This is a genomic window from Arthrobacter sp. TE12232 (genome assembly GCF_054062615.1).
In genome coordinates this window covers 2,644,104-2,668,611 of record NZ_JBSSFK010000001.1, presented here as the reverse complement: position 1 = coordinate 2,668,611, position 24,508 = coordinate 2,644,104, and the positions used below count along the sequence as shown (strand labels likewise).

Here is a 24,508-nt window from a genome sequence, read left to right as displayed (position 1 = left end):
CCCACAGGGGCTGGACTGCACCCCTCAACGCGGCCATGATGAAAGCAGGCGCGGGGATGGAATGGCCGGCGGCATGCGGTTGATCCCGCGCAGTGGAGGCGCAGGCTTATGTCACCCAAATCTGCACATCCGGGGCATGCGCGCGCAAGCATCCTCGACGGCCTCGATGAACAGTTCCTCGCGGAGTACTACGAGCACGTAGCGCCGGAGGACCTCCAGGGCTACAGTCCCGAAAACCTGGCGAAGCGGGCCAGGCGCCATGCGGAACTTGCGGGCAGCCACCGGGCAGGCACGGCCATCGTAGACGTCTTGAACGAAAGCGATGCCAGCGTACTGCTGGTGGTTGCCGACGCCATACCGCACCTGATCCATTCGCTCACCGCGGAACTGACGCGCCAAAACGAGTCCATCCGGTTGCTGGTGCATCCCAATTTTCTGGTGCGGCGCGATCCCCGTACCGGCCGGTTGTTGGAAGTACGGCACGGGTTGCCGCAGTCCGCACCGACGGGCCGAATCCCGGGCATTCCGGGCGCCCCCGAGGCCGCCCAGATCCCGCCGGGTTGGTCGTCCGAAATCTGGGTGGCGGCAGAGATAGGCCGCCTGCCGGGGCCGCGGGCCATCGCGGAGCTTACGGATAACGTGCGGCGCGTCCTGGCGGACGTCCAATTGGTCGCTGATGACACCCCCGCCATCCACGCCAGTCTCGCGCGCACCGTCGGCTCCTTGGAGCGGCTGCCGGCGGCCACGGCTCCGACCCCGGAGCAGCTCGTGGAGCTGCTGGGCTGGCTGGACCGGGGCAACTTCACGTTCTTGGGTTACAGCGAATATGAATACTCGACGGCGGAGGGCCCGGATGTCGTGACGGTGCGGGCCGGCACGGGGCTGGGCCTGCTCAGGGACGGACGGCCGGAGGCCCGCCAGCCCGTCACGGGGCTCCCCCATGCGCAGGTTCTCACGCTCTCCATCTCGGATCTGAGATCGTCCGTCCCCCGCCCCGCTTACCTGGATGAAATCCTCGTCCGGACTTTCGGCAGCGCGGGGACGGCCACGGGAGAAGTGCGGTTTGTGGGCCTCTTCGCTCCGGGCGCCACGGGCCGGTCCGTGCGGCGCATCCCGGTCATCCGGGACAAGGTTCGCGCCATCCAGGAAAACTTCGGCTTCACCGAATCATCCCACCAGGGCAAGCAGCTTCTCACCGTCCTCGAGTGCTTCCCGCTGGACGAGCTGTTCCACCGGGACCTGGCGGAACTTTCCGGGCTGGCCCGTGAGATCCTGCGCCTGCAAGCCCACCACCAGACACGGGTGTTCCTGCACGCTGACAGCTACGGCCGCTTCATGACCGCACTGGTCTTCCTCCCCCGCCACAGGTACAGCACCGCCGTCCGCCTCCGCATCGAACACGAGCTCAAACAGGCCTTCCAGTCCTCCTCGCTCGAATTTGAAGTCCGGCTGAGTGAATCCCCCATGGCCCGCGTCTTCTTCCGGATCCTGCTGCCTCCCGGCGCGATGCCCGACGTCGATCCCGCTGCACTGGAGCGGAGCATTGTCAGCACAACGCGGACCTGGGCCGAGGGCCTGGACGAAGCGCTCCGGGACAGATTGTCCACCGCGGAGAGCCGCCGGTTGTCGGCACTATGGTCCGCGGCCTTCCCGGCCAGCTACCGGGCTGATTTCGACGTCGAGGACGCCGTTGAAGACATCAGGCGGTTTGAGCAGTTCGATCTCGACGGCACAGGCGGACGGCCGCTGAACGATCCACAGCTGGCCGTTTATGTCCGCGCCAGCGCGTCCCCGACGCTGGCCGAAGACGCGCGGATCCGTCTCTACCTGACCTCCGCCCATAGCCTGACGAGGATCCTGCCGTTCTTCCACAACCTCGGACTGGAGGTCCTGAACCAGCGTCCCTTCGATGTGGTGCGCGGGAACGACCGGCCTTTGTTCCTCTATGATCTTGGCGTCCGGTATCCGGCCGGTGTGGATCCTGCCCGGACCAGCGGGCTGCTGGGGGATGCCTTCGGAGCTGCCATGCGCGGGGACTCGGAATCGGACCGTTTTGACGGCCTCGTCCTCCGGGAGGGCATCCACTGGCGCCAGGTGGAAATCCTGCGCAGCTATGCCAAGTACCTGCAGCAATTGGGCACCACGAACTCCTACGGATTCATGGCCGACACCTTGCTAGCCAATGTCCGGGCAACTCACGGTCTCCTGGCACTGTTCCGGGCCAAGTTTGACCCCGATCTGGAGGCCCCGGATCGGGTCGGGGAGACCGCCGCGGCCCGGAAGGATCTGTTGGCTGCGATCGACGACATTCCGGTCCTCGACGCCGACCGGCTGCTGCGCACCTTCATGAACCTGGTGGAATCCACGCTCCGCACCAACTACTTCCAGGGGAAGCCTCACTTGAGTTTCAAGCTCAATCCCGCCGCCGTCGCGAGTGCGCCGCTTCCGCGGCCCAAATACGAAATCTGGGTGTGCTCGCCCCGCGTGGAGGGGGTCCACCTGCGCTTCGGGGCCCTGGCGCGGGGTGGCCTGCGCTGGTCCGACCGCAGCGAGGATTTCCGCACCGAGGTCCTTGGCCTGGTCAAGGCGCAGAACGTGAAGAATTCCGTGATCGTGCCCACGGGGGCCAAGGGCGGTTTTTATCCCAAACAGTTGCCGGACCCTGCCGCGGACCGCGAGGCCTGGCTGACGGAGGGACTGGAGTGCTACCGGATCTTCGTCCGCGGGCTCCTGGACCTCACCGATAACCTCGTCACCACCGCGCAAGGCGAGACAGTGGCGCCTCCCGCGCGGGTGGTGCGGCACGACGTCGACGACTATTACCTCGTCGTGGCGGCGGACAAGGGAACCGCGTCATTTTCCGACGCCGCGAACGCGGTGGCCGAGGAGTACGGTTTCTGGCTGGGCGATGCCTTCGCGTCCGGCGGATCCGTGGGGTATGACCATAAACAGATGGGCATCACGGCCCGCGGGGCGTGGGAATCGGTGAAACACCATTTCCGCGAACTGGGGGTGGACTGTCAGGAAGAGGACTTCACTGTCGCCGGCATCGGCGACATGAGCGGCGACGTCTTTGGGAACGGAATGCTGCTCTCCCGCCACATGCGGCTGGTGGCGGCCTTCGATCACAGGCACATCTTCCTTGACCCGGCGCCGGAGGCGGAGGCCTCGTGGGAGGAACGGCAGCGGCTCTTTGCCCTCCCCCGCTCATCCTGGGCGGACTACGATCCCTCACTGATCAGCGAGGGCGGCGGCGTTCACTCCCGCCGGGCCAAGGCCATCAGCATCACGGAACAGGTCAGGAGCTCGCTCGGCCTGGAGCCGGGCATCAAGTCGCTGCCGCCCCACACGGTGCTTCAGGCCATCCTCCGTGCGCCCGTGGACCTGCTGTACAACGGCGGCATCGGAACGTACATCAAGGCCTCCTCGGAGGACAATGCCGGGGTTGGCGACAAGGCGAACGACCCCATCAGGGTCAACGGCAATGAGGTGCGGGCGAAGGTCATCGCCGAGGGCGGGAATCTGGGAATCACGCAGCTCGGACGGATTGAGGCCGCCCTATCCGGCGTCCTGCTCAATACCGATGCGATCGACAACTCAGCCGGCGTGGACTGCTCGGATCATGAGGTGAACATCAAGATCTTCGTGGACCGGATGATCGCGGCGGGAAGGATGCCGACGGCGGAACGTGCCGGCTTCCTGCATTCCCTGACGGACGAAGTGGCTCGTCTTGTTCTGGCCAACAACACGAATCAGAATGTCCTGCTCCTCAACGACCGGCACCTGGTGCGGGAGTGGAGCCCGGGCTTCGAACGGACCATGGACTGGCTCGAGAACGCCACTGACCTCGACCGCAGGCTGGAGGGCCTGCCCAGCAACGAACAGCTTCAGGACCGGCTGCGGTCAGGTGAGGGCCTGACCCCGCCGGAGCTGTCGGTGCTGGCAGCCTACGCCAAGATCGAACTGGCGGCGGAGCTCAACGCCAGCGATCTTGCCGACGACCCGTGGTTCCTGCGCGTCCTCCGCGGCTATTTTCCGCGCCAGCTCTCCGGACGCTTCGAAGCAGAGCTGCCGGGCCACCCGCTGCGCCGCCAGATCGTGTGCACTGTCGTGGCCAACGACATGATCAACCTCGGCGGAATCACGTTCGCGTTCCGCGCCATCGAGGAAACGACTGCCACGGCCGCCGCTGTCGCCAGGGCTTTTGTGGTGGCGCGCGAGGCCTATGACCTGCCGTGGATCGTTAACCGGCTGGCCGCGCTCCCCGCCGGATATCCCAACGAACACGTCGCCGAGGCGACCCTGCATATGCGCCGGGTCCTCGACCGGGCCACTCGGTGGTACGTGACGCACGACCATCGGGACCAGCCCGTGGGCGCGGCCTTGGACAGGATCATGCCAACCCTGGAACTGCTGCGGACCCGAACCCTGGACTATCTCCGCGGCTCCGACCTCGACCGTGCACAAGGAAGGCTCGCGCACTGGGACGCCGTGGGGATGCCGCGCGAGCTGGGCCTGCGCGCCTCGGACCTCTTGGAGAGTTTCGGGCTGCTGGACATCTCCCTGATCTCCGAACAGGTGCGCGAACCGATCACCACCATCGCAGACCTGTACTATGCGGTGTTCCAGCGGATCGGGGCCGCCAACCTGCTGCTCAGCATCACCGACCTGCCGCGGCAGAGCCGGTGGGAGGCCCTTGCCCGGGCCGCCCTGCGCGATGATGTGTATTCCGCCGTAGCGGACATGACGGTCTCGGTGATGCAGACCACCCAAGACCACAGTGGCGCAGAGGCCGGCACGTCCGACGCTGTGGAGCGCATCGTGGCCTGGGAACGCGGGCATCAGGAGCAGCTGGCGCGGATCAAGGACACTCTCGCGGAAGTGACCAAACCGGGGCAGGTGGATATCGCCTCAATCTCCGTGGCACTGAAACTCCTGCGGACACTGGTGCGACGCTAGGCTGTGCTGCCCCGGATCTACCAGGACGTAGAGCCCGAAGCACTATCTGCACCACAATCCACAGTTCTCCCGACGCTTACCGGAAGGAAACACGGCGGAAACCGCTGGTGCCTAGCCTTGGACTGCATAACCCTTCGGCGAATCGAGGCAGTGATGCAGACCAACCCGCGGCTCAACATCCGTCAGGTCACTTGGGCGAACCCCGTTGGTGCGGACCTGAGGGCCGCCCAGCAGGCAGAACTCGACGCCCGCTTCGGCCGGCCCGACCACGAACCCGGGCCGCCGCCGTCGGAAGTGGACACCGCGGTATTCCTGGTGGCGCATGACAAAGCCTCGGGCCAGCCGGTCGGCTGCGGCGGCCTGCGCATGCTGGACGCGCGCACTGCCGAAATCAAGCGCCTCTACGTTCTGCCCTACACCCGCGGCTCCGGGGTGGCGAGCTCCATCCTCGCGGCCCTCGAAGCCCACGCCCACGCGCTGGGCATCACCACACTGACCGCGGAGGCCGGCTCGGTACAGACCGACGGGCGGCAGTTCTACGAGAACTCGGGCTTTGTGCCCGTGCCGAACTTTGGACCGTACATCGGGGTCCAACACTCCTACTGTTACGCGAAGCCGATCGATTCGCACAGCGCCGCGCACACCGCCATGGCGTGAGGCGTCATACAACGCCGCCCGGAATGGAGTGGGCTAATCTCGCACTATGGAATCGGCCGACATCACTTTCCGCACCCGCAAATGGGTCCGTCCCGAGGACCTCAACGCCAACGGCACCCTGTTTGGCGGCAGCCTGCTGAAGTGGATCGACGAAGAGGCCGCCATCTACGCCATCCTGCAGTTGGGCAACGGCCGGGCCGTCACGAAGTACATCTCAGAAATCAACTTCGTCAGCTCGGCCGTCCAGGGCGACCTGATCGAAATGGGCCTGACCGCGACCCGCTTCGGCCGGACATCGCTGACCATGCGCGCCGAAGTCAGGAACATGATCACCCGGCAGAGCATCCTCACAATCGAGGAAATCGTCTTCGTGAACCTGAGCCCGTCCGGGAGGCCGGAGCCGCACGGATACACGGAGATCACCTATGACCGGGACCGGATTCCCACGCATCACCTGACCGGAACTCTCGAACAGGACTAAATCAGGTCCAGAAATCGTCGGCTTTGGCCGTGTCCTCGAAGAATTCCCGCCCCTCCGCGATCTGTCCGTCGCGAACCACGAACGTGATCACGGTGGGCATGTCCAGGGTTTTGCCGTTGGCTTCCCCGTGAGTTTGCTGGATTGCGACAGTGTGTTTCTCGCCGCCGACGATGTCCTGGACGTTGGCTTGGAAGTGACCTTGGGTGCGTGCTCCGAGTTCACCGAAGTAGGCCAGGATAGCGTCTCGCCCCTGTTTCGTCCCCGATAGCACGCCGCTTCCGGCAACGTGCCAGACCGCGTCCTCCGCGAACATGTCGCTGAGGGTCGCCATATCTGCTGAGTTGAAGGCCTCGTACCCGCGCCGGACCAGTTCAACATTCTCTGCGGTTCCCATGATCGGACACCTCTCCGTCATCCTTGTGGGGTCATGCTGGGACGGTTAAAGGCTAGTCCTGGCGCCGGGGCCTGTCGACGGAAATATGAGCCCGATCCGGGGCTCTGGCGGACGTCCTAGCGGGCGCCGGGCCAGCCGGTGTAGGCCTCCGCGAGGTAGGCGCGGCCGTGGCGGGACGACACCACCGAGTGGAGCTCGCCGAGCTGGCGGGCGCGGGCGAAGTCGTCGGCGTCGGCCGGGGTGTGAAGCATGGAGGTCATCCAGTAGGAGAACTGCTGGGCCTTCCACACCCGGTCCAGGGCACGGTCACTGTAGGCATCCAGGAGCACAGTGGAGCCGGTGGAATAGAAGCTGTCGAATCCCTCGAAGAGGACCCTTACGTCGTTCAGCGCCAGGTTCAAGCCTTTGGCCCCGGTGGGTGGGACGGTGTGCGCGGCGTCGCCGGCAAGGAACAGGTTGCCGTGGCGCATGGGGGCATGGACAAAGCTGCGGAATTTCAGGACCGTTTTGTCGATCACGGGCCCTTCCTTGACTTCGAAGCCGTTGCCGTTAACGCGGCTGCGGAAGGCGTCCCAGATGCGGTCCTCGTTCCAGTTGTTGACGTCCTCGTTGGGGTCGCACTGGAAGTACATCCGCTGGACCGTCTCGGTGCGCTGACTGATCAGAGCGAAGCCGTTCTCGGAGTTGGCATAGATCAGCTCGTCCGAGCTGCGCGGCGCCTCTGCCAGGATGCCGAACCAGGCGAAGGGGTATTCGTGGAAGTACCACTTGCGCTGTGCCTCGGGGATCTGGAAGCGGCAATGGCTGCGCGAACCGTCCGCACCGGCGATGAAATCGGCCTGGAGTTCGTATTCCACACCGTCCGCATCCGTGAACCAGACCTTGGGCTTGGCCTCGATGTCGTGGATAGTGGTGTCCGTGACGCTGTACCGGACGTCCCCGCCGTCGGCCTTCCGGCGTGCGGCGAGGTCCAGGAACACATCCGTCTGCGGGTAGAGCCAGACCGACTCCCCGACGAGGTCCTGGAAATCGATGCGGTGGCTTTCGCCGTTGAAACGAAGTTCAATTCCGTCATGGCGGTCGCCGTCGCGCAGCACGCGGTCCGAGACGCCGCTGTCAACGAGCATGTTCACCGAGCCGTGCTCCAGGATCCCGGCACGGACCGTCTCGGAGATCTCCTGGTGGCTGCGGATCTCGAGGACGGTGGATTCGATGCCGGCCTTGGCCAGGAGGTGGGAGAGCATGAGCCCGGCCGGGCCGGCCCCCATGATCGCTACCTGGGTGGTGATGACTTTTCGCTGTGCCATGTGCTTCTCGCTTCGTTGCGGGGTCCCGGGGGTCGGGAACTGGGCCGGTTTGGTCGTCTGGCTACCAGTGTGGACCCCGATGCGTGATACGCGTTACATTGATTCCGTTGAATGGAATTCGATGGTCTCGCGTGGCTCTCCAAGCCTCCTCCCGATCCCGCGGGCCGCGGTCTGGAGAGCGGGAACAAGCGCCTGCAGGCGCACTTCGCGGAGGGGGACGACGACGCCGAGGGCCGCCACTGCACGCTTCCTGCGGTCCAGCACGGGGACGGCGATCCCCCAGGTGTCCGGGTCCACGACGCCGGCCAGCTGCGCGTATCCCTGATGGGCAGCTTCCCCCAGAAGGGCGCGCAGATCCTCCCTGACCAGCTTGCCGGTCGGATCGCTAAACCCGTCCAGGTAGTCCATCTGGACGGCGTGGGTCTGGTTGGCCATGAGCACCAGCCCGGCGGAGGACACGTGCACGGGCATCCGGCCGGCCACCTGGGCACGGTTGGCAACAGAACCCCGGCGGGACAGCCGTTCCACGAAGAGCGCTTCCCAGCCATCCAGCACGGCGAGGTTCACGTTTTGGTTCAGCACCTGCTGGATGTCCTCCATGAAGGGCAGCGCAGCCTGGCGGAGCTCAAGCGTGGGGGAATTGCGGTTGACGAGCTCCCAAAGCCGCAGTCCGAGGCTGACCGAGCCGCCAGGGCCGACATCAAGGAGTCCATGTCCGGCGAGTTGCCGGACCAGCCTGTGCGCAGTGGTCAGGGGAAGCTCTGCCCTGGCGGCAAGGTCGGAAAGCTGCAGTGCCGTGACACCCTCCGGGAAGGCGGCAATGAGCCGCAGGATCCGGTCCACCACCGAGTCGCCGGAGGTCGAATTGGCCACGATACTCCTTCCGTTCAATGGTATGAAGTGTCCCATACAACACCGACGAGTGATAGAACTCTCACGATAGGAAAGTCCGGCCAACGCTGGCCGGGCGCAAGGAACCACGTCAAGAATAGCGCTGAGGTAGCAATGTCAATGTCGTCATTGGGCAACAAATCAAGGTGGCCCGTGTGGCTCTGCTGGCTGGCCATGGTGCTGGACGGCTTTGACCTGGTGGTCCTCGGCACGGTCATCCCGACACTCATCAAGTCGCATGAACTTGGCTTCGACGCAATCGGGGCGACGTTCGCTGCGACCATCTCCCTGGTGGGTGTGGGGCTCGGCGCGCTCTTCATTTCCCCGCTATCGGACCGCTTCGGCCGGCGGAACCTGCTGGTGGCCTGCGTGACGTGGTTCTCCATCTTTACGATCGCCGTCGTCTTCGCACCGAACGTGGCATGGTTCAGCACGTTCCGGCTGCTTGCCGGCCTCGGCCTTGGCGCCTGCCTGCCAGCAGCGCTTGCCTACATGAACGACTACGCGCCCGCCGGAACGGCTGGAAAGTCCACCACCCGGACCATGACCGGATACCACGCCGGCGCCATTGCCACCGCGTTCCTGGCCATCATGGTGATTCCAAGCTGGCGGACAATGTTCGTTGTGGGCGGCCTAGCCGGCCTTGCCTTGGTCCCTTTCCTGTGGTTCAAGCTTCCGGAAACCCTCCCGCCGGTGCACCACGTCCCCGTAGCCGCCACGTCACCGGCCACCACTACCCCGGCCAACGCCCCGGTCCGCGCGAAGGCTGCGCCGCAAACAGCGCCGGAGGACGAGCGTGCCCGTTTCCGGGACCTGGGCCGCAAACCCTACCCGCTGATCGCCGCCGGCGTGGCCGTGGCCTCGTTCATGGGCCTGCTGCTGGTCTACGGTCTGAACACCTGGCTCCCGCAGCTCATGGCCTCCGCCGGCTATAGCCTGAACGCCGGCCTCGCGTTGCTCCTGGTCCTCAATGTCGGAGCCGTGGTGGGCCTCCTGATTGCCGGAGTCCTGGCCGACCGGCACGGCACCAAGAGGATCGTTCTGCTCTGGTTTGGCCTTTCCGCCGTGTTCCTCGCCGGTCTCAGCATCCAGATCCAGAACGAAGTGGTGCTCTACGCCGCTGTCTTTGTCACCGGCGTGTTCGTCTTCAGCTCCCAGGTCCTGGTCTACGCCTGGGTCAGCCAACTCTTCCCTGCTCGACTGCGTGGCACCGCCTTGGGCTTCGCCGCGGGCGTGGGGCGGCTGGGTGCCATTTTGGGTCCGGCCGTCACCGGCGCGCTGGTCGCCGCCGGCATCGCCTACCCGTGGGGCTTCTACGTTTTCGCCGCCGCCGCGGTCCTGGCGGTTCTCGCCCTGGCTTTCGTGCCGCAGACCATCGCCGCAACGTCCCGCACTGGTGCCAGCGTCGGGCAATCCTAGGTGAGGCGCCTTGGCGCAGCCATCCCGCGACGGCCCCTCAGGCGGCGCCACGCCCCTGGCGCCAGCACGACGGCGATGCCGACGGCGGCACCGATCACGGTCTCCACGATTCTGTCGCGGAGCAGGATGCCGGGCGGTACAGGTGCCACGAGAAGCGTCGAAATCAGGGCCAGCGGCGTGACAAAGACCTGCGCCAGCATGTACTGACGCGCGATGAACATCTCAGCGCCGAACTGGCACGCGGCAATGACCAGCACCGTCTGCCACGGCGTCGGCTGCAGCAGCAGGATCCCGGCGAGCAGTACCAGTCCCACGACCGTGCCGGCGATACGCTGGAGGCCGCGGCTCACCCGGTGCCTGGTGGTGTGCCCCACGAGTGGCACGACGGCGGCCACCATCGCCCAGTAATTGTGGCCGACCCCGAGCCATTCGCCGGCGAGGGTCCCCAGCGTTCCGGCCAGGCCCGCCGCCACGAGATAACCCGCACTCTCCTGCCACGCGGCGCGCTTCTCAGCCGGCGTCAGGCTCACGGGCTTGGCCCTGACCCACGGGGTCCGGCGGCTCCGGGCCAGGCGTGAGGACTGGCCGATCAGCAGGGAGAACGCGACCGTGAGCACGGCCACCAGCATGCACTGCCACAGCGGGGGCTGGTTGGGGATCGACGCGATGGCCGCGAACGCGAAGATGTGGAACAGCGAACCCGAGGGACGCAGGCGCCACATGGCGACGACCAGGGAGCAACCGCCCGCCACCACGGTGGTGGCCGCAACCAGGAGCCAGGTGGCGAGGAGCCCGTCCACACGGGCGGTGAGGGCGGCCAGCAACATCACCAGGAGCATGAGTCCTCCGGCCCGCACTTGGAGCGTCAGCCGCCGGGGGTGCGGTTCATTCCGGCCGTAGATCCCGGTGAAGGCACCGAAGGAGGCGAAGATTGCCAGATCCAGCCGGCCCAGCAGCACCAGGGTTATCAGCGGGACAAAGACGCCCACGGCGCAGCGGAGGGCAACCTGGTGGTCCTTGTTGGCAGGAGCGATGGTAAACATCTCGGCGAACAGCTTCACGGTGCCGGCCTCCATAGCTTGGGGCGCCTTTCGTTGCGGTCTGTATATTACGACGGCGGCACTGGCATCCACCGTGGATTTTACGCCGGAACGTCGCCGCCGCCGCATAGTGACCCGTTGATCGGAATCTGACGGGCACCGGGCGAAGTGGTAGCGTCTATCGGTTGAATCAGGCAACTGAATCAAGCACCTGTGAATCAGACAAGCGACTCACGGCAGAGACATCCAGCAACGCACACCGGAGGTTCCCATGCTCAAAGGATTCAAGGATTTCATCCTGCGCGGCAACGTGATCGAGCTGTCCATCGCCGTCGTCGTCGGCACCGCCTTCACAGCCCTGGTCGGCGCCTTCACCGCCAACATCGTGAACCCGATCATCGCGGCGGCCGGCGGAGTCGAGACCCAGGGCCTGGGCTTCCACATCTGGCCCGGCAACGACAAGACTTTCGTCAACATCGGCGCTGTGGTCACCGCCTTCCTGACCTTCCTCATCACCGCCGCGGTGGTGTACTTCATCTTCGTGGCCCCCATGAACCGGATCAACAGGATGGTCAAGTACCGGCTGAGCGCAGCGGAGCCCGAGGAAGAGCCGATCCCGGCCGACACCGCGCTGCTGGCCGAAATCCGCGACCTGCTGGCCCGGTTGGCAGGCCCGGAACCCGACGGCGGCAGCGACCGTAACGTGGAGGGCGGCAGGGATAGCGACGGGGATGGCAACCTCGCGGGGACCGTGGACGAGGACAGTCCCCGCCACGTGGCCAGCCGCTAGACGCGTCCTGCCGCAGGCCTGCCGCGGGTAGGTCGGCAGCGGCGGTCCGAAACCGTCACCCGGCGGCAATCCGGCCGAAACAGCGGGCCGGAATCATGGGAGCATGACGCGCGATGCCATTGGCAAAACCCCAGGTAAGACCTCAGGCAAGTCCCCCGGCACGACCCGGCACCCTGCCTCTTCCGAGTTGAGCTGCGAAGTGTGCGGCCAGATGCCGGAACCGACCAAGACCCGGCTGACCCTGGCGAATATCGCCGTGATGCTTCCGATCGAGTTGCTGGTGCATGCGGCGGTGGTGGGAACGCACCTGCCCTATGTTGCCAAGGTCCTGGTTCTGACGATGACCGCGACCATCCTTGTGATCTGGGTGGCGGAACCCTCGGCGGCCCGGATGCTCCGGGGCTGGCTGCACGCCCCGGCACTGCGCCACCGCAAACGGCTCGTCGCGGCGCCTGCCCTGTGGCGGGCGCGGACCGTCTTGAAGGACAAGCCCGGGTCGCTGCAGAAGCTCACTCAGGCCTTGGCCGGGCTGGACACCAACATTCTCAGTATCCACGTTCACCCCGTGGCCGGCGGCGTGCTGGACGAGTTCGTGCTCTCCGCACCGGGTGAAGTCCGCGAGGCCGATCTGCTCCGAGCGCTGCGGGCGGGCGGCGGGGCGGACCCTCATGTCTGGCCGACCACGGCCCTTGCCATGGCCGACGGCCAAACCGGGGCGCTGAGCCTGGCCGCCCGGATCGCGGCCAGCCCGGAGGAGCTCCCGCTGGCGGTCGCGGAACTGCTGCGGGCCCGGATCATCACGGGACAGGCCTCCGGCAGCGCCGAGGCGACCCCCGCGAACGGTACGGTCCTGAAAATTCCGACGGCGTGGCACGGGCCCATTACGTTCTTCCGCCCCGGCGAGCCGTTCACGCCGGCCGAATCCGCCCGCGCGCACCGGCTTGCCGAACTCGCCGAGATCCTGGCGCACCGGCCGGCGTCGCCGCCTAATCCGCACCCGGCGGCAGAAGCTATCCCACGGAAGCTGACGACGGAGGACTGGAATGGAGCGGGCCGGCTCCCCGGACCGGGACTCCACTAGCCGGAATACCCGTGACCGGAACACGCGTGATAGGCCGGCCGGAAGCGGAATCGTCATGGGAATCGTGACGGTCCGCGGCAGGCAAGCGGCTACTTTCGTCGCGTTCCCACCCGCCCGCCGGCACTGCGCCTCGACGGCCGGCGACCGCGAACCCGATATACACCGCCGCGTTGACGGCGGAGAGGGGGCCGCGGATGGACTGTGCCACCTCCTTCAGCGTGCCCAGTGCCGTGCCGTGACGTTCCTCCATGCTGTTCTGCTGGGCGTTGCCTCGGTAGACCCGGTTCAGCACCGCCAACTGGGCACCAGGGGTGCGCGGCGGGCGCACCACCACCGGTTCCACGTCGAGCACGGCTTTCTCGGACGGCAAAAAAAGCCGGTCCACGAAGAGGTCGTCCGCGATCACGTCGGGAAACTCCGCGAACCGGTCATGCCCGCGCTCAGAAATGCCATAGGCGCCGGCCGACCAGAGCCCGCTTCGTGCCGACGGCAGCCGCAGGCGAGTGCCGTAGTAGGCATGGATCAGCGGATGGGCACCCTCCAGGTCGAACCGGACAGCCGGGCGCGCCGCCAGAAGGCCACCGGGAGCCAGGGCGTCCAGCACGTCCCGAACCGCTGCCGGGGTGATTTGGATGTCGGCATCCAGGTAGAGCCTTGGCCACCGGGTGGCGGCGGCATCGCCAGCGTTCAACGCAGCGGACTTGGACGCCTGGTCAATCTCCAGCACCGTCACGCCGTCGAAGCCGCGGGCGATCTCGGCCGTGTCGTCGACGCAGCCGTTGCAGACGACGAAAACGTCCACCACTCCGGCTGCCGCCAACGGAGCGAGAGGCGCCAGGGTTCGCGCTATCACTTGGGACTCATTGTGGGCCGGGATAATCACGGAACCGTGCGGGAAGTCTTCAACATGCGCCTCGCTCGTGGGCCCGGGCAGGCTGGTCCAGAGCTGTTCGTTCAGCACCGTCCACAGGACGCCCTTGCGGTCGGCCCTCCAGGACCGAAGAGCTTCGGACAGGACCACGGCGCCGCGGAAGGCCCCCGCGTAGGCCGTCGAATGGTATTTGCGGATGTAGCGGATGCAGTTGACGGCAAGCAAGGCGTTCAACTCCGGTGACGCGCCGGACCCCCCACCCACATGGGTCATGGTCGCGGCAGGTTCGTACCAGACGGTTTCACCCAGCATCCGCAGGCGGCGGAAGAAATCGACCTCCTCGGAGTAGAGGAAGAACGATTCGTCCCACGGCAGGGCATCTGCCACCGCACGCCGCACCATCAGCGCGGCACCCGTTGCCCAATGAACAGTGTGTGGATGGGCGTAGCTTTCGGTGTCGAAATCACTCGTTGCCAGCCACGCCGGCCGGCTGGCCGCGCGCCGGCCCAGGAACGCATCACCGAGACTCCGCGCAATGCTCGGTTCGCGGCGCAGCGTGGGGCTGACCGCCCCGCTCGGATCAACCAACCGGGGCACAACGGCACCTGCCTTTGAGGCCTGTAGCCTGTGCAGCATTGTCTTGACGCTGCCTTGTTCCACCCGCAGGTCGGGGTTGAGCACCAGCACGGTGGCCGCGTCCCCAGCCCGCCGCATGGCGGCATTAATGCCGCCGGAGTATCCCAGGTTGCCTCCGGTCGGGAACGCGATGGCGTCCGGGTGACGGCGGCGGACCAGCCCCAGCGTGCCGTCGCTGGAGGAGTTGTCTGCGACCAGGACTCGCAGGGTCAGATCCCGCGTTTCGGTGCGCAGGCTCATCAGCAGGCCATTGATGTCGCGGGAACTGTTGTACGTAACGATGACGGCCGCAACGTCCGCCGATCCATCGGGCCCGGTGAAGTGGCCCGGAGTTCTGTAGGCCGGCACGCCGGTAGGCGGTTGTTCGGGAAGGGTGGGCGTAACCGCGCGGGACCGGGTGCGGAGTTTGACGTACGCCGGAGGCCCGTCGACAAGATAGCGTCCGGCCAAGCGCCGAGGTTCCAAGGCCAGCCGGAAGCCCCATTCCAGTCCGTGGTCGCTCACCCATTGGGGCGCGCGACTCACCCGACCGGCCAGGAAATCAACCGCCGCACCGAAGCCCAGGAGGACGCCCGCGCCGGTGAGCCCTGCGTACCGGTCCATCCAGAGCTCCTGGCGGGGTTTGCCCAGGCCGACAAATAGTATTTGCGCGCCGGAACTGGCAATGCTGCCGGCGATCCGTTTCGATTCTTCCGCCGAGGCGAGGTCTTCCCGGCACGGCGACCACATCCCCGCGACTCTAAGCCGCGGATGTTCCCGGGCGATTTTGGCCGTCAGGAGCCGGTGGCTCTCGTCCGACCCGCCAAGGAACCCCACGCGGAGGCCCCGGTCTTCCGCGCGGGCCAACAGGGGAGCCGCGAGATCGCTGCCGGCCAGGCGGGGCCAGTGGCGTCTGGTGAGCCTCCGCGACTGGGCAACAAGGGGTGCGCCGTCAAGTAGATAGAGCCAGTCGGCGGTGCTGGCGGGGTCCGCGTGCAGGGTCCCCGCCCAGCGCCCCCCGGTGCCGAAATGATGAAGGTGGTCCAGATTCACGGACGCCACGGCAAGCGGACGGTCACCGGGGCGGGCCGCCCTGTCCAGAATGACATCCAGGGCCGCCTCCGGATCCACAAGATCCACAGGGGTGCCGCCTAAAACCACTTTGTCAGCCATAAGTCTTCGCTCCCTCAGGAGATCTTCTCGGGCCGTAGCTGCCCGTTGGATTCGACGTACCGGCGCCCGGTGACCGGGCAGAGCCAGCTTCCGCCGTCGTCCTGCTTCAACGGCTGCCCGGCCTCCCCCACCCAGCCCATCTGGCGTGCCGGCACGCCGGCAACCACGGCGAAGGCTGGTACATCCTTGGTCACGACGGCGCCTGCCGCCACGGTGGCCCACTCGCCGATGCAGGCGGGGGCGATGCACACGGCACGGGCGCCGATGGAGGCCCCTTTGCCGATGCTGACCCCGACGGCCACCCAGTCGTCCGAGCCCTTGAGCGTGCCGTCGGGGGTGATGGCCCTCGGGTGCAGATCATTGGTCAGCACTGCTGCAGGGCCGACGAAGACGCCGTCGGCCAGGCGGGCGGGCTCATAGACCAGCGCATAGTTTTGCAGCTTGCAGTTATCCCCCACCTCCACTCCCGGTCCGACGTACGCGCCACGGCCGATGTTGCAGTTCTTGCCCAGAACCGCGTCCTCGCGGATCTGGGCAAGATGCCAGATGCGGGTGCCCTCACCGATGCTGGCCGTTTCGGCCACGTCTGCTGAGTTGGCCACCGTTGTCATGTCGTTCCTGCCGTCGGGGGTTCCTGGACTGGGGGTTGGCTGAGGTTTCGCTGCCCGGGGCCGGGTGCGCGCCAGCCTGATGATCAGGGCGCCCAGCAACGCGCCGAGGGAGTTGTTGATGACGTCCCGGATGCTGGCCTGGCGCTGACTGAGCAGCAGGAACTGGACAGCTTCAATCGCCGCGGAAGTGAAGAGGCCGGCCAGAGCAGCCAACCACCACTTACGCACCGGCAACAAGAGGGCCAGGAAGAGGCCAAGTGGGATGAAGAGAAGGACGTTGGCCGTGCCCTCCACAACGTGGTAGTCGATTCCAGCTGTCAGTCTGTGCTCCTGCAAGGCCGAGAGAATGTCGTTCAGGAAGCCGGAGAGGGGCCGGTCCACCGGCGTGGGCCAGAAACCGATGCAACCGAGGGCTGCCAGATAGAGGGTCAGCAGCACGAGCACTCCGTGGCGCGCGTTCGGGTGGAGGTTTTGCGGTGCACGCATCACTTGATCTGGGGCTGTAGTGCGGATTCCCATGGGGCTAGGCCGCCGTTCCGCTCTGAATTCCGGCCCGTAAGACCCGTGCCGGCACGCCCACCCACGTCTCGTCCTCGGGCACGTCGGCCAGGACGGCCGCGCCCATGCCGACGGTGGCGCCCGCACCCACCGAGGAGCCTTCCCGCACGCTGGCGTTCATGCCCAGGTAGGCGCCGCGCCCGACCCTGACACCGCCGCCGAGCGAAACCCCGGCGGCGAACGTGGCGAAGTCCTCCACGACGTCGTCGTGAGTGAACGTCACGCCAGGCATCGCCACCACGTGCTCACCAAGCGTCACCCCGGCGGTCAGGGTGACGTGGCCCAGCAAGACGCTGCCGCGGCCGATCGTGCATCCAGCCGGGATCCGGACAGAAGGATCGAGGACCGTGGCGTATCTGCGGTCCGGGACGCCGAGGGCGGCCAGCCGCTCCACAATCCGGGCGCGTCCTCTGCCGGCGCCGACGCACACCACGATGCCGGCTTCCGGATAGCGGAGGGCGTCGCTGGCCGGGCCAAGGATGCGGGCACCGTCCACGACGGTTCCGGCCCTGCCGGCGTCGTCGTCTAGGATCCCGATGACATTGAATCGTCCGCCCTCGCGGACCGCGGCGAGCACTTCACGCGCCAGGCCGCTCGCGGCGATGAGGAGCAGCTCATCCATGGTTCCGCCCGCCGGCCATCCGAAGGGATTGGATTACCCGGAACTGCTCGTCCGGCGTCAACTGGTGGTAGACGGGAAGAATGACGGTGTTGTCCGTGAGCCGTTCCGTCACGGACAAATCGGCCGTGCCGGTGTCCCGTCCGGCGTAGGCCGGCTGCCGGTGCGCCGCCATGATGCCGCGCCGCGCCGAGATGCCGTCGCGGGCGAGATGAGCGAGCAACTCCTCCCTTCCCAGCCCGAAGTCCGGCAGGACCTCGAACCAGAACGACTGGAAATTGCTGGTGCCATAGGCGGGATCCTGGCTGAACCGCAGGCCGTCGAGATCGGCCAGGGCAGCCCGGTAGCCGGCGACAATTCCGCGGCGCCGGGCGACGGCTTCCTGAAGCCGGCCCAGCTGCACGAGCCCGACGGCCGCCTGCAGATCCGTCATTCGGTAGTTGAAGCCGATCTCCAGATACTCTTCGGCCGGGGCGAGCAGCGCTGCATGCCGGTCGTTTGCCGACACGCTCATGGAATGTTCCCGCAACTGGCGCGCGCGGGCGGCCCACTCCGGGTTCTTGGTGGTCAACATGCCGCCCTCGCCTGTTGTGAGGATTTTGCGGGGATGGAAGGACCAGGCGGCGAGCTCGGCCCCCGCCCCGACCGGACGCCCCCGGTAGGTGGATCCTGCCCCGCAGGCGGAATCCTCGATCACCGTGATACCCAGTGGGTCGCAGAGCTCGCGGATCGGGTCGAGGTCCACAGGCATGCCGCCCTGGTCCACGACGATCACGGCCCGGGTGGCCGGGGTCAGGGCCGCCGCGAGGCTGCGTGCGGACACGTTCCCGGTGTCCGCTTCGACGTCGGCAAACACCGGCCGGGCCCCGACGTACGTGGCGGCATTGGCGGTGGCAATGAAGGAAAGGGAGGGAACCACGACGTCGTCGTCGGGCCCGATGCCGGCAACTTTCAACGCCAGATGCAGTGCGGTGGTGCAGTTGGAGACGGCGACGGCGTGCGGCGCCTGTTGCGCTGCGGCAAAAGCGTCCTCGAACCTGGTCACCCGGGGGCCCTGCGCCACCCAGCCGGAGGCGATCACCTCGGCAACGGCCTCGGCTTCCTCGGTTCCTAGCCACGGCTTCATGACATTGATCCGGCTCAGCACCTGGTCTTGGAGCTGGTCCTGCTCGATGGTCACCGGACGCCTCCCACCCGGGCGGCGGCGATCTCGCCGCGCAGCGGACGCCACCAGTCGACGAGTTCGCGCAGCCCCTCCTCCAGCCCGGTTTCGGCGGTGAAGCCGAGATCACGTTCTGCCGCCGTCGTGTCCGCCAGCCGGCGGACGACGCCATTGACGGCGCGGTCCGGGCCGTGTTCGACCTGCAGGCCCGAATCCATCGCCCTCAGGAGCGCCTCGGCGAGTTCCAGCAGGCTCGTCTCGGAACCGCTGGCGACGTTGTACACGCCCTCGCGGATTCCGCTTCCCGCGGCCAGAATGTTGGCCCGCGCGATGTCCCGGGTGTGGACAAAGTCCATGGTCTGCAACCCGTCACCGAAAATCAGCGGCGGCTGGCCGTCCGCGATCCGCTCCATCCAGCGCACCAGCACCTCGGTGTACAGGCCGTGGACGTCCATCCGGGGCCCGTAGACGTTGAAGTAGCGCAGCAGGACATAGTCCAGCCCGGTCATGGCCCGGAAGCTGCGGGCCATGCCTTCGTTGAAGGACTTGGCCGCTCCGTAAAAGGTGTCGTTGTTGTGGTGGTGGTGGCGTTCGGTGGTCGGAAACTCCTCTGCCATGCCGTAGACGGAGGCGCTGGAGGCGGCAATGAGCTTGTCCACCCGGTGTTCGGCCGCGGCCTCGAGCACATTGAAGCTTCCGTCCACGAGGACTTCCAGGGCGAGCCGGGGTTCTTCGGCGCACTGGGTGATCCGGATGGCGGCCTGATGGAACACGATGTCGGTGCCGCGGGTGAGGTCGTGGACGAGGTCCCGGTCGCGGAGGTCGCCTTCGACCAGGTGCACCCGCCCGCTTTCCATGGCGTCATCGAGATTGGCGCGGCGTCCGCGGACGAGGTTGTCGAGGACGTCGATCCGCCCGGCTCCGGCGGCGAGCAAATGGTCAACAATTGTGGACCCGATGGTTCCGGCCCCGCCGGTCACCAGGACCGTGGCCCCTTGCAGTGTGCTCATCGTGTTCCTTCCAGCTGAAATTCGTTCCCTGTTACGGCGGCGGGCCGCCCGGCCGCGCCGAGGCTGCTGCTGACTGCCTCCAGCACCGAAAGTACGCGGAGCCCGGCGGCCCCGCTGGTCCGTGCGGGCCGCTGCTGCCAAATACTGCTGGCGAATTCGGCCACCATCTGGCCGAGTGCCTCGTGTTCGGGCAGGGCCGGGGACCAGGTGTCACCCAGCCGGTAAGAAATGGCCGATGCCTTCCGCTCCGCCGCGGACCGCGACTGGGCGTCCAGGCTGACCCCCCGGTCGTACACGCTGAGCCGCTGCTGCGGGTTCAGGTCGTCCCAGACCAGCGTGCGCCGGGAACCGCCGACCACCAGCTGCCTGATTTTGGTGGGGCTGAGCCAGTTCACGTGCACATGGGCCATCCCGCCGCCGGACAGTGCGAAGGTCAGGTGGCCCACGCAGGCATTGCCGGTGCCGAGCGGATCCGCGCCGTGAGCGGACACTTCGGCCGGCCTGAGGCCGCCGGGAAGGATGAAGTCGAGGATGGACAAGTCGTGCGGGGCAAGGTCCCAGAAGACGTCCACGTCCGGCTGGACGAGCCCAAGGTTGATCCGGACGGAGTCGATGAACAGGATTTCGCCCAGGGAGCCGTCGGCGATCAGTTCCCGGATCTTCAGGACGGCCGGGGTGTAGCAGTACGTGTGGTCCGCCATCAGGACCAGGCCGCGGGTCTCGGCTTCGGCGACCATTTCCAGGCCCTTGGCCCGGGCGTCCGCGAGCGGCTTTTCAACCAGGACGTGCTTTCCGGCACGCAGTGCCGTGAGGGCGATGCCGTGGTGGGTGTGGGCCGGTGTCGCGATGGCGACGGCGTCGACGTCGACCGTGTCCAGGAGCTCCTGGACGGATCCGCAGACGGCGACGTCGCCGTGTGCTGCGGCGAGTTTAGCGGCCCGGGCGCGGTCCATGTCCACGATGGCCGCCAGTTCCCAGTCGGGTGCCGCCTTGAAATTGCGGGCCAGGTTGGGTCCCCAGTAGCCTGCGCCTATGACGGCGACCCGGAGAGGGGCCGGCGAGGCCATGAGCTCGGATTCTTCGGATGGAATCGCCACGGCCAACCCCTACTGCTAGACGGCAGCATCTCTGTGATGCCACTGCCTATACAAGCCGGTGCCCGTGCCGCCCGTCACGAGTGCTGATTACTTGCCTTTGCGAACGACCGTTCGGCTCAGCGTCCGGGTAGTACTCGGTTGGCCCCCAGCTAGACGGCCGTCATCCGGACCGTGAGTGCCTCGTGTTCCACCGTGACACTGAGGTGTTTGGCCTTGCCGAGGGGGTCGCCGTCGAGCTGGAATTCCTGCTCGTGGGCGAGCTCGATCTCGGCTGACTTTCCGGCGAAGTACTCGACCGAGGAGTTCTTGGGGTTGTTCCGGCCGAAGACGCCGGCCAGCACGCCCAGCCAGCCGAACCGGCCGACGGGGGCCAGGATCACGACGTCGAGGATGCCGTCGTCGACCTTGGCGTCGGGGAAGATCTCCACGCCGCCCATGATCTTGCCGCAGTTTCCGACCATGACGCTGCGGATCCGGCGCCGCACCGGGTGCTGGCCGTCAATGCTGATCTTCGCCCTGATGGGCTTGCCCGGCAGGTGCCGGATGCCCGCTTCGACATAGGCGAGCCAGCCCACGCGGTCCTTGAGCTGATCCACGGTGTTGGCCATGATCGCGGCGTCGTACCCAAGTCCTGCCATGACAAGGAAGGTGTGCTCCTCCTCGGCGTGGTCCAGCCTGGCCTTCACCACGTCCACTTTGGCGTCCGTGCCGCTCAGGACGTCGTAGCTGGCGGCCACGGGGTCGGTGATGTCGACCCCGAGGTTGCGGGCCAGCAGATTGCCGGTGCCCATCGGTACCAGGCCCATCGGAGTCCCGGTGCCCGCAAGGACCTCCGCCACACAGCGGACTGTTCCGTCGCCGCCCGCGGCGATCACGACGTCGACTCCCGCCTCCAAGGCCTCGCGGGCCTGGCCGAGGCCGGTGTCTTCCTTGGTGGTCTCCAGCCAGAGCGGCTCGGCCCAGCCCTGGGTCTCGCACAGGCGGAAGAAGGAGGCGCGGAAGCTCTCTCCGGGTGACTTCATGGGGTTGATGACCACGGCGGCGCGCCTGGACCCTGTGCTGTCCGGGGTCTCCGACGTCGCGGTGTTGTTCTCAGTCATGGCGTCCTTCGGGGCGAATGGCGGGAGAGGTCCCGAAGTGAAATCCTAGCCGGAGTGCCCGCGCAATCTGTGCAGGGCTGGCGGGATTCGTGGACGCCGGCTGGGCGGTGTCACTAGACTGGGCCTCCTGATGTGCCGGAGCCGACGCTCCGGACACCGAAAGCGGGGGCAGATGACTGAACCAGAGAAGTATTCAGCGACCGCTGAATCATCCAGCATGGATCCCCACGACTGGGGCCGGGCCATGGCACTGGCCGTCACGCGGCTGGCCGAGCAGATCGCGCCGGAAGGCAGCGACGACATCCACACCTTGCTGGTGGGCCGGGATCTGCACCTGAAAATCAGTGACGATCCCGCGGGCGTCACGATCCGGGTTTCAACGGGGCCCATCTCAGGTCCGCCTGCCTGACCGGCTGGCCGGTCCTCAAGGGGGCTTCATCGGCCGGAGGTCAGGTCCTCTGAGATGAGTTCTGCCGTGGCCAGAGTCGCTTCACGTACCGCAGCCAGATAGGCCCCGGGGTCGGGCTGAGCGGACACCGTTTGGGCCTGTAGCGAGACGTTGACGGCTGCCACCACCTTGGGTCCGTCGTGGACGGGCGCCGCGATGGACATCAGTCCCAGCTCCAGTTCCTGGTTCAGCAGGCACCAGCCCTGGGCGCGGACCGTGTCCAGTTCCGCCAGGAGGTCAGCCCGCGTCCCGATGGCCCCGGGCGTGAGGGGCCGGATCTCGGCGGCCGCGAGGTACTCATCCAGCTGGGCCGGCGGCAGGGCCGCGAGCAGCACCCGGCCCATCGAGGTCGCGTAGGCGGGGAAGCGGGTGCCCACCGTGATCCCGACGGTCATGATCCGCCGGGTGGATACCCGGGCGACGTAGGCGATGTCGGTGCCTTCGAGCACCGCGGCCGACGTCGACTCCCCCAGTTCGAGCGAGAGTTTCTCCAGGTGCGGTTGGGCGAGCTGGGGAAGGGACAACCCGGACAAGTAGGCGTAGCCGAGTTGCAGCACCTTGGCGGTCAGGGCGAAGATCTTGCCGTCGGTGCGGACGTAGCCCAGTTCCACGAGGGTGTGCAGGAACCGCCGGGCCGTGGCCCGGGTCAGTTCGGTCCGGGCCGCGACCTCGGTCAGCGTCATCTTGGGGTGTTCGGTATCGAAGGCGCGGATCACGGCGAGCCCGCGTGCCAGCGACTGCACGTACTGGTCGCTGGCCGCGGGCGCGCCGCCGCTCTTGGCTGCCTCAATCATTTCTCGCCTCCCGGTCCCGCATCACTTTATCCGGGCGCAGGGTATCCCCGTGCAGGGCCGTCAGCTTCCGTCCGCGGACGCGGCCCGGAGCGGGACGGGAACCATGTCCTGGAGTTCCTCGAGGGTGCAACCAAAGGTTTCCCGGACCTGGACGCCATCGGGTCCGGTCAGGAAGACGGCTTTGTCGGTGTAGACGCGGGTCACGCAGCCGATCCCGGTGAGCGGGTAGGTGCACGTCTCCACCAGCTTGGACGCGCCGTCGCGGGTCAGGAGCGTCATCATGACGAAGACGTCCTTGGCACCGGTGGCGAGATCCATGGCACCGCCGACGGCGGGGATCGCGTCCGGGGCGCCGGTGTGCCAGTTGGCGAGGTCGCCCGTGGCGGAGACCTGGAAGGCGCCGAGCACGCAGATATCTAGGTGCCCGCCGCGCATGATCGCGAAGGAGTCCGCGTGGTGGAAGTAGGATGCCCCGGGCAGTTCGGTCACGGGGATCTTGCCGGCGTTGATGAGGTCGCCGTCGATCTGGTCCCCGGTGGCTTCCGGGCCCATGCCGAGCATGCCGTTCTCGGTGTGGAGCGTGACGTTCTGCTCCGGCTGCAGATAATTGGAGACCAGGGTGGGCTGGCCAATGCCGAGGTTCACGAAGGATCCGGGCGTGATGTCCTTTGCCACGAGGCGGGCGAGGTCGTCACGGCCCAGAGGCTTGTCGGACGTCTGGATGGTCCGGACACTTGCCTGGTCATTTGTCGGGATGCTCATCTCAGGCCACCTTCACAATGCTGTTGATGTAGATTCCGGGGGTCACGATGACCTCCGGGTCCAGGCCGCCCGTGGGCACGATCTCGGAGACCTGGACAATGCTGTGTGTGGCCGCGGCGGCCATAATGGGGCCGAAGTTCCGGGCCGTCTTGCGGTAGACGAGGTTGCCCTTGCCGTCGGCCGTGAGCGCCTTGATGAGGGCGACGTCGGCGTGGATCGGGGTCTCGAACACCTGCCACTTGCCGTCCAGGAAGCGGGTTTCCTTGCCCTCGGCGAGCATGGTGCCGTAGCCGGTGGGCGTGAAGAAGCCGCCGATCCCGGCGCCGGCGGCGCGGATCCGCTCGGCGAGGTTCCCCTGCGGGACGAGTTCGAGCTCGATCTGCCCGGCCTTGTATTTGGCGTCGAAGTGCCAGGAGTCAGACTGGCGGGGGAAGGAGCAGATCATTTTCTTCACCCGACCCTCCTTGATCAGCAGGGCCAGGCCCTGGTCGCCCTGGCCGGCGTTGTTGTTCACCACGGTGAGGTCGGTGGCGCCGCACTCCAGCAGCGCGTCGATGAGTTCGAACGGCTGGCCGGCGTTGCCGAAGCCGCCGATCATGACGGTGGAGCCGTCCTTGATGCCGGCGACGGCCTCGCCGACAGTGTCAATGAAATTCAGCATGGCTGTGT

21 protein-coding genes and 1 pseudogene are annotated in these 24,508 nt (G+C 66.8%); 7 read left to right on the top strand and 15 right to left on the bottom strand.

Going from position 1 to position 24,508, the window contains the following annotated elements:
• Positions 1-108: 108 nt before the first annotated feature.
• The 3 genes from ACVWZ7_RS11835 to ACVWZ7_RS11825 all read left to right on the top strand — a co-directional run bounded on the left by ACVWZ7_RS11835 (position 109) and on the right by ACVWZ7_RS11825 (position 6,097).
• Complete coding sequence (locus ACVWZ7_RS11835; protein ID WP_456507943.1) at positions 109-4,959, top strand: NAD-glutamate dehydrogenase; 4,851 nt, start codon at positions 109-111, stop codon at positions 4,957-4,959.
• A gap of 153 nt (positions 4,960-5,112) precedes the next feature.
• On the top strand, positions 5,113-5,616 hold the full coding sequence (locus ACVWZ7_RS11830; RefSeq protein ID WP_091248278.1) for a GNAT family N-acetyltransferase: 504 nt from the start codon (positions 5,113-5,115) through the stop codon (positions 5,614-5,616).
• Positions 5,617-5,662: 46 nt separating this feature from the next.
• Positions 5,663-6,097: an acyl-CoA thioesterase gene (locus tag ACVWZ7_RS11825; protein ID WP_116766726.1), complete on the top strand. Its 435-nt coding sequence runs from the start codon at positions 5,663-5,665 to the stop codon at positions 6,095-6,097.
• Between the two features lies 1 nt (position 6,098).
• Here ACVWZ7_RS11825 and ACVWZ7_RS11820 read toward each other — a convergent pair whose 3' ends face one another.
• The 3 genes from ACVWZ7_RS11820 to ACVWZ7_RS11810 all read right to left on the bottom strand — a co-directional run bounded on the left by ACVWZ7_RS11820 (position 6,099) and on the right by ACVWZ7_RS11810 (position 8,671).
• Complete coding sequence (locus ACVWZ7_RS11820) at positions 6,099-6,491, bottom strand: nuclear transport factor 2 family protein (RefSeq protein ID WP_116766727.1); 393 nt, start codon at positions 6,489-6,491, stop codon at positions 6,099-6,101.
• A 116-nt stretch (positions 6,492-6,607) separates the two neighbouring features.
• A complete protein-coding gene (locus ACVWZ7_RS11815; protein ID WP_116766728.1) occupies positions 6,608-7,798 on the bottom strand; it encodes a 4-hydroxybenzoate 3-monooxygenase in 1,191 nt (396 codons plus the stop codon).
• Positions 7,799-7,891: 93 nt separating this feature from the next.
• Entirely contained in the window at positions 7,892-8,671 is a 780-nt protein-coding gene (locus ACVWZ7_RS11810; RefSeq protein ID WP_116766729.1) for an IclR family transcriptional regulator, read from the bottom strand.
• A gap of 132 nt (positions 8,672-8,803) precedes the next feature.
• Here ACVWZ7_RS11810 and ACVWZ7_RS11805 point away from each other — a divergent pair, with 132 nt between their 5' ends.
• Positions 8,804-10,108 carry an MFS transporter gene (locus tag ACVWZ7_RS11805; RefSeq protein WP_456507942.1) on the top strand — a complete coding sequence of 435 codons (1,305 nt, stop codon included), beginning with the start codon at positions 8,804-8,806 and terminating at the stop codon, positions 10,106-10,108.
• On the opposite strand, the gene ACVWZ7_RS11800 is transcribed toward ACVWZ7_RS11805, so the two are convergent.
• Complete coding sequence (locus ACVWZ7_RS11800) at positions 10,105-11,169, bottom strand: FUSC family protein (RefSeq protein ID WP_456509105.1); 1,065 nt, start codon at positions 11,167-11,169, stop codon at positions 10,105-10,107. The two genes, ACVWZ7_RS11805 and ACVWZ7_RS11800, sit on opposite strands and share 4 nt — an antisense overlap.
• A gap of 250 nt (positions 11,170-11,419) precedes the next feature.
• Between ACVWZ7_RS11800 and mscL the strand changes: the two genes are divergently transcribed.
• Together mscL and ACVWZ7_RS11790 are read left to right on the top strand one after the other, a co-directional pair.
• On the top strand, positions 11,420-11,938 hold the full coding sequence (mscL, locus tag ACVWZ7_RS11795) for a large conductance mechanosensitive channel protein MscL (protein WP_456507941.1): 519 nt from the start codon (positions 11,420-11,422) through the stop codon (positions 11,936-11,938).
• Positions 11,939-12,149: 211 nt separating this feature from the next.
• Positions 12,150-13,019 carry an amino acid-binding protein gene (locus ACVWZ7_RS11790; RefSeq protein WP_456509104.1) on the top strand — a complete coding sequence of 290 codons (870 nt, stop codon included), beginning with the start codon at positions 12,150-12,152 and terminating at the stop codon, positions 13,017-13,019.
• Here ACVWZ7_RS11790 and ACVWZ7_RS11785 read toward each other — a convergent pair.
• From ACVWZ7_RS11785 to ACVWZ7_RS11750, 8 genes and pseudogenes are all read right to left on the bottom strand, one after another.
• Positions 12,949-15,678 (bottom strand): WecB/TagA/CpsF family glycosyltransferase, encoded by a 2,730-nt coding sequence (locus ACVWZ7_RS11785; protein ID WP_456507940.1) that lies wholly within the window; start codon positions 15,676-15,678, stop codon positions 12,949-12,951. The two genes, ACVWZ7_RS11790 and ACVWZ7_RS11785, sit on opposite strands and share 71 nt — an antisense overlap.
• 14 nt (positions 15,679-15,692) lie before the next feature.
• Positions 15,693-16,289 carry an acyltransferase gene (locus tag ACVWZ7_RS11780; RefSeq protein WP_344365292.1) on the bottom strand — a complete coding sequence of 199 codons (597 nt, stop codon included), beginning with the start codon at positions 16,287-16,289 and terminating at the stop codon, positions 15,693-15,695.
• An 81-nt stretch (positions 16,290-16,370) separates the two neighbouring features.
• A pseudogene (locus tag ACVWZ7_RS11775) lies at positions 16,371-16,775 on the bottom strand (VanZ family protein); the annotation flags it as partial.
• Between the two features lie 37 nt (positions 16,776-16,812).
• Positions 16,813-17,469: a NeuD/PglB/VioB family sugar acetyltransferase gene (locus tag ACVWZ7_RS11770; RefSeq protein WP_456507939.1), complete on the bottom strand. Its 657-nt coding sequence runs from the start codon at positions 17,467-17,469 to the stop codon at positions 16,813-16,815.
• Positions 17,462-18,592, bottom strand: coding sequence for a DegT/DnrJ/EryC1/StrS family aminotransferase (locus ACVWZ7_RS11765; RefSeq protein ID WP_456509103.1), 1,131 nt, complete (start codon positions 18,590-18,592; stop codon positions 17,462-17,464). The genes ACVWZ7_RS11770 and ACVWZ7_RS11765 overlap by 8 nt, the downstream gene beginning before the upstream one ends.
• Positions 18,593-18,642: 50 nt before the next feature.
• A complete protein-coding gene (locus ACVWZ7_RS11760) occupies positions 18,643-19,638 on the bottom strand; it encodes an NAD-dependent epimerase/dehydratase family protein (RefSeq protein ID WP_344364800.1) in 996 nt (331 codons plus the stop codon).
• Positions 19,635-20,705: a Gfo/Idh/MocA family protein gene (locus ACVWZ7_RS11755; protein ID WP_456509102.1), complete on the bottom strand. Its 1,071-nt coding sequence runs from the start codon at positions 20,703-20,705 to the stop codon at positions 19,635-19,637. The genes ACVWZ7_RS11760 and ACVWZ7_RS11755 overlap by 4 nt, the downstream gene beginning before the upstream one ends.
• A 179-nt stretch (positions 20,706-20,884) precedes the next feature.
• A complete protein-coding gene (locus tag ACVWZ7_RS11750; RefSeq protein WP_456507938.1) occupies positions 20,885-21,835 on the bottom strand; it encodes a diacylglycerol/lipid kinase family protein in 951 nt (316 codons plus the stop codon).
• Positions 21,836-22,007: 172 nt separating this feature from the next.
• Between ACVWZ7_RS11750 and ACVWZ7_RS11745 the strand changes: the two genes are divergently transcribed.
• The gene (locus ACVWZ7_RS11745) at positions 22,008-22,244 is read left to right on the top strand and encodes a hypothetical protein (protein WP_116766744.1); all 237 of its coding nucleotides are present in this window, start codon (positions 22,008-22,010) and stop codon (positions 22,242-22,244) included.
• 26 nt (positions 22,245-22,270) lie between these two features.
• Here the strand turns inward: ACVWZ7_RS11745 and ACVWZ7_RS11740 are convergent, their stop codons facing one another.
• The 3 genes from ACVWZ7_RS11740 to ACVWZ7_RS11730 are packed head-to-tail and all read right to left on the bottom strand — an operon-like array spanning position 22,271 to position 24,500.
• Positions 22,271-23,077, bottom strand: coding sequence for an IclR family transcriptional regulator domain-containing protein (locus tag ACVWZ7_RS11740; RefSeq protein WP_456507937.1), 807 nt, complete (start codon positions 23,075-23,077; stop codon positions 22,271-22,273).
• Between the two features lie 60 nt (positions 23,078-23,137).
• Positions 23,138-23,839, bottom strand: a complete 702-nt coding sequence (locus tag ACVWZ7_RS11735; RefSeq protein WP_456507936.1) for a 3-oxoacid CoA-transferase subunit B — start codon at positions 23,837-23,839, stop codon at positions 23,138-23,140.
• A 1-nt stretch (position 23,840) separates the two neighbouring features.
• Complete coding sequence (locus ACVWZ7_RS11730; protein ID WP_344364815.1) at positions 23,841-24,500, bottom strand: 3-oxoacid CoA-transferase subunit A; 660 nt, start codon at positions 24,498-24,500, stop codon at positions 23,841-23,843.
• Positions 24,501-24,508 lie beyond the last annotated feature (8 nt).

What these genes read in the sequence shown, in the direction of transcription:
- ACVWZ7_RS11735 (WP_456507936.1), bottom strand. Translation starts at nt 23,839, where the DNA reads ATGAGCATCCCGACAAATGACCAGGCAAGTGTCCGGACCATCCAGACG.
- ACVWZ7_RS11745 (WP_116766744.1), top strand. Translation starts at nt 22,008, where the DNA reads ATGACTGAACCAGAGAAGTATTCAGCGACCGCTGAATCATCCAGCATG.
- ACVWZ7_RS11740 (WP_456507937.1), bottom strand. Translation starts at nt 23,077, where the DNA reads ATGATTGAGGCAGCCAAGAGCGGCGGCGCGCCCGCGGCCAGCGACCAG.
- ACVWZ7_RS11830 (WP_091248278.1), top strand. Translation starts at nt 5,113, where the DNA reads ATGCAGACCAACCCGCGGCTCAACATCCGTCAGGTCACTTGGGCGAAC.
- ACVWZ7_RS11755 (WP_456509102.1), bottom strand. Translation starts at nt 20,705, where the DNA reads ATGGCCTCGCCGGCCCCTCTCCGGGTCGCCGTCATAGGCGCAGGCTAC.
- ACVWZ7_RS11780 (WP_344365292.1), bottom strand. Translation starts at nt 16,289, where the DNA reads ATGACAACGGTGGCCAACTCAGCAGACGTGGCCGAAACGGCCAGCATC.
- ACVWZ7_RS11760 (WP_344364800.1), bottom strand. Translation starts at nt 19,638, where the DNA reads ATGAGCACACTGCAAGGGGCCACGGTCCTGGTGACCGGCGGGGCCGGA.
- ACVWZ7_RS11805 (WP_456507942.1), top strand. Translation starts at nt 8,804, where the DNA reads ATGTCAATGTCGTCATTGGGCAACAAATCAAGGTGGCCCGTGTGGCTC.
- mscL (WP_456507941.1), top strand. Translation starts at nt 11,420, where the DNA reads ATGCTCAAAGGATTCAAGGATTTCATCCTGCGCGGCAACGTGATCGAG.
- ACVWZ7_RS11790 (WP_456509104.1), top strand. Translation starts at nt 12,150, where the DNA reads ATGCCGGAACCGACCAAGACCCGGCTGACCCTGGCGAATATCGCCGTG.
- ACVWZ7_RS11785 (WP_456507940.1), bottom strand. Translation starts at nt 15,678, where the DNA reads ATGGCTGACAAAGTGGTTTTAGGCGGCACCCCTGTGGATCTTGTGGAT.
- ACVWZ7_RS11770 (WP_456507939.1), bottom strand. Translation starts at nt 17,469, where the DNA reads ATGGATGAGCTGCTCCTCATCGCCGCGAGCGGCCTGGCGCGTGAAGTG.
- ACVWZ7_RS11820 (WP_116766727.1), bottom strand. Translation starts at nt 6,491, where the DNA reads ATGGGAACCGCAGAGAATGTTGAACTGGTCCGGCGCGGGTACGAGGCC.
- ACVWZ7_RS11765 (WP_456509103.1), bottom strand. Translation starts at nt 18,592, where the DNA reads ATGAAGCCGTGGCTAGGAACCGAGGAAGCCGAGGCCGTTGCCGAGGTG.
- ACVWZ7_RS11750 (WP_456507938.1), bottom strand. Translation starts at nt 21,835, where the DNA reads ATGACTGAGAACAACACCGCGACGTCGGAGACCCCGGACAGCACAGGG.
- ACVWZ7_RS11835 (WP_456507943.1), top strand. Translation starts at nt 109, where the DNA reads ATGTCACCCAAATCTGCACATCCGGGGCATGCGCGCGCAAGCATCCTC.
- ACVWZ7_RS11730 (WP_344364815.1), bottom strand. Translation starts at nt 24,500, where the DNA reads ATGCTGAATTTCATTGACACTGTCGGCGAGGCCGTCGCCGGCATCAAG.
- ACVWZ7_RS11825 (WP_116766726.1), top strand. Translation starts at nt 5,663, where the DNA reads ATGGAATCGGCCGACATCACTTTCCGCACCCGCAAATGGGTCCGTCCC.
- ACVWZ7_RS11815 (WP_116766728.1), bottom strand. Translation starts at nt 7,798, where the DNA reads ATGGCACAGCGAAAAGTCATCACCACCCAGGTAGCGATCATGGGGGCC.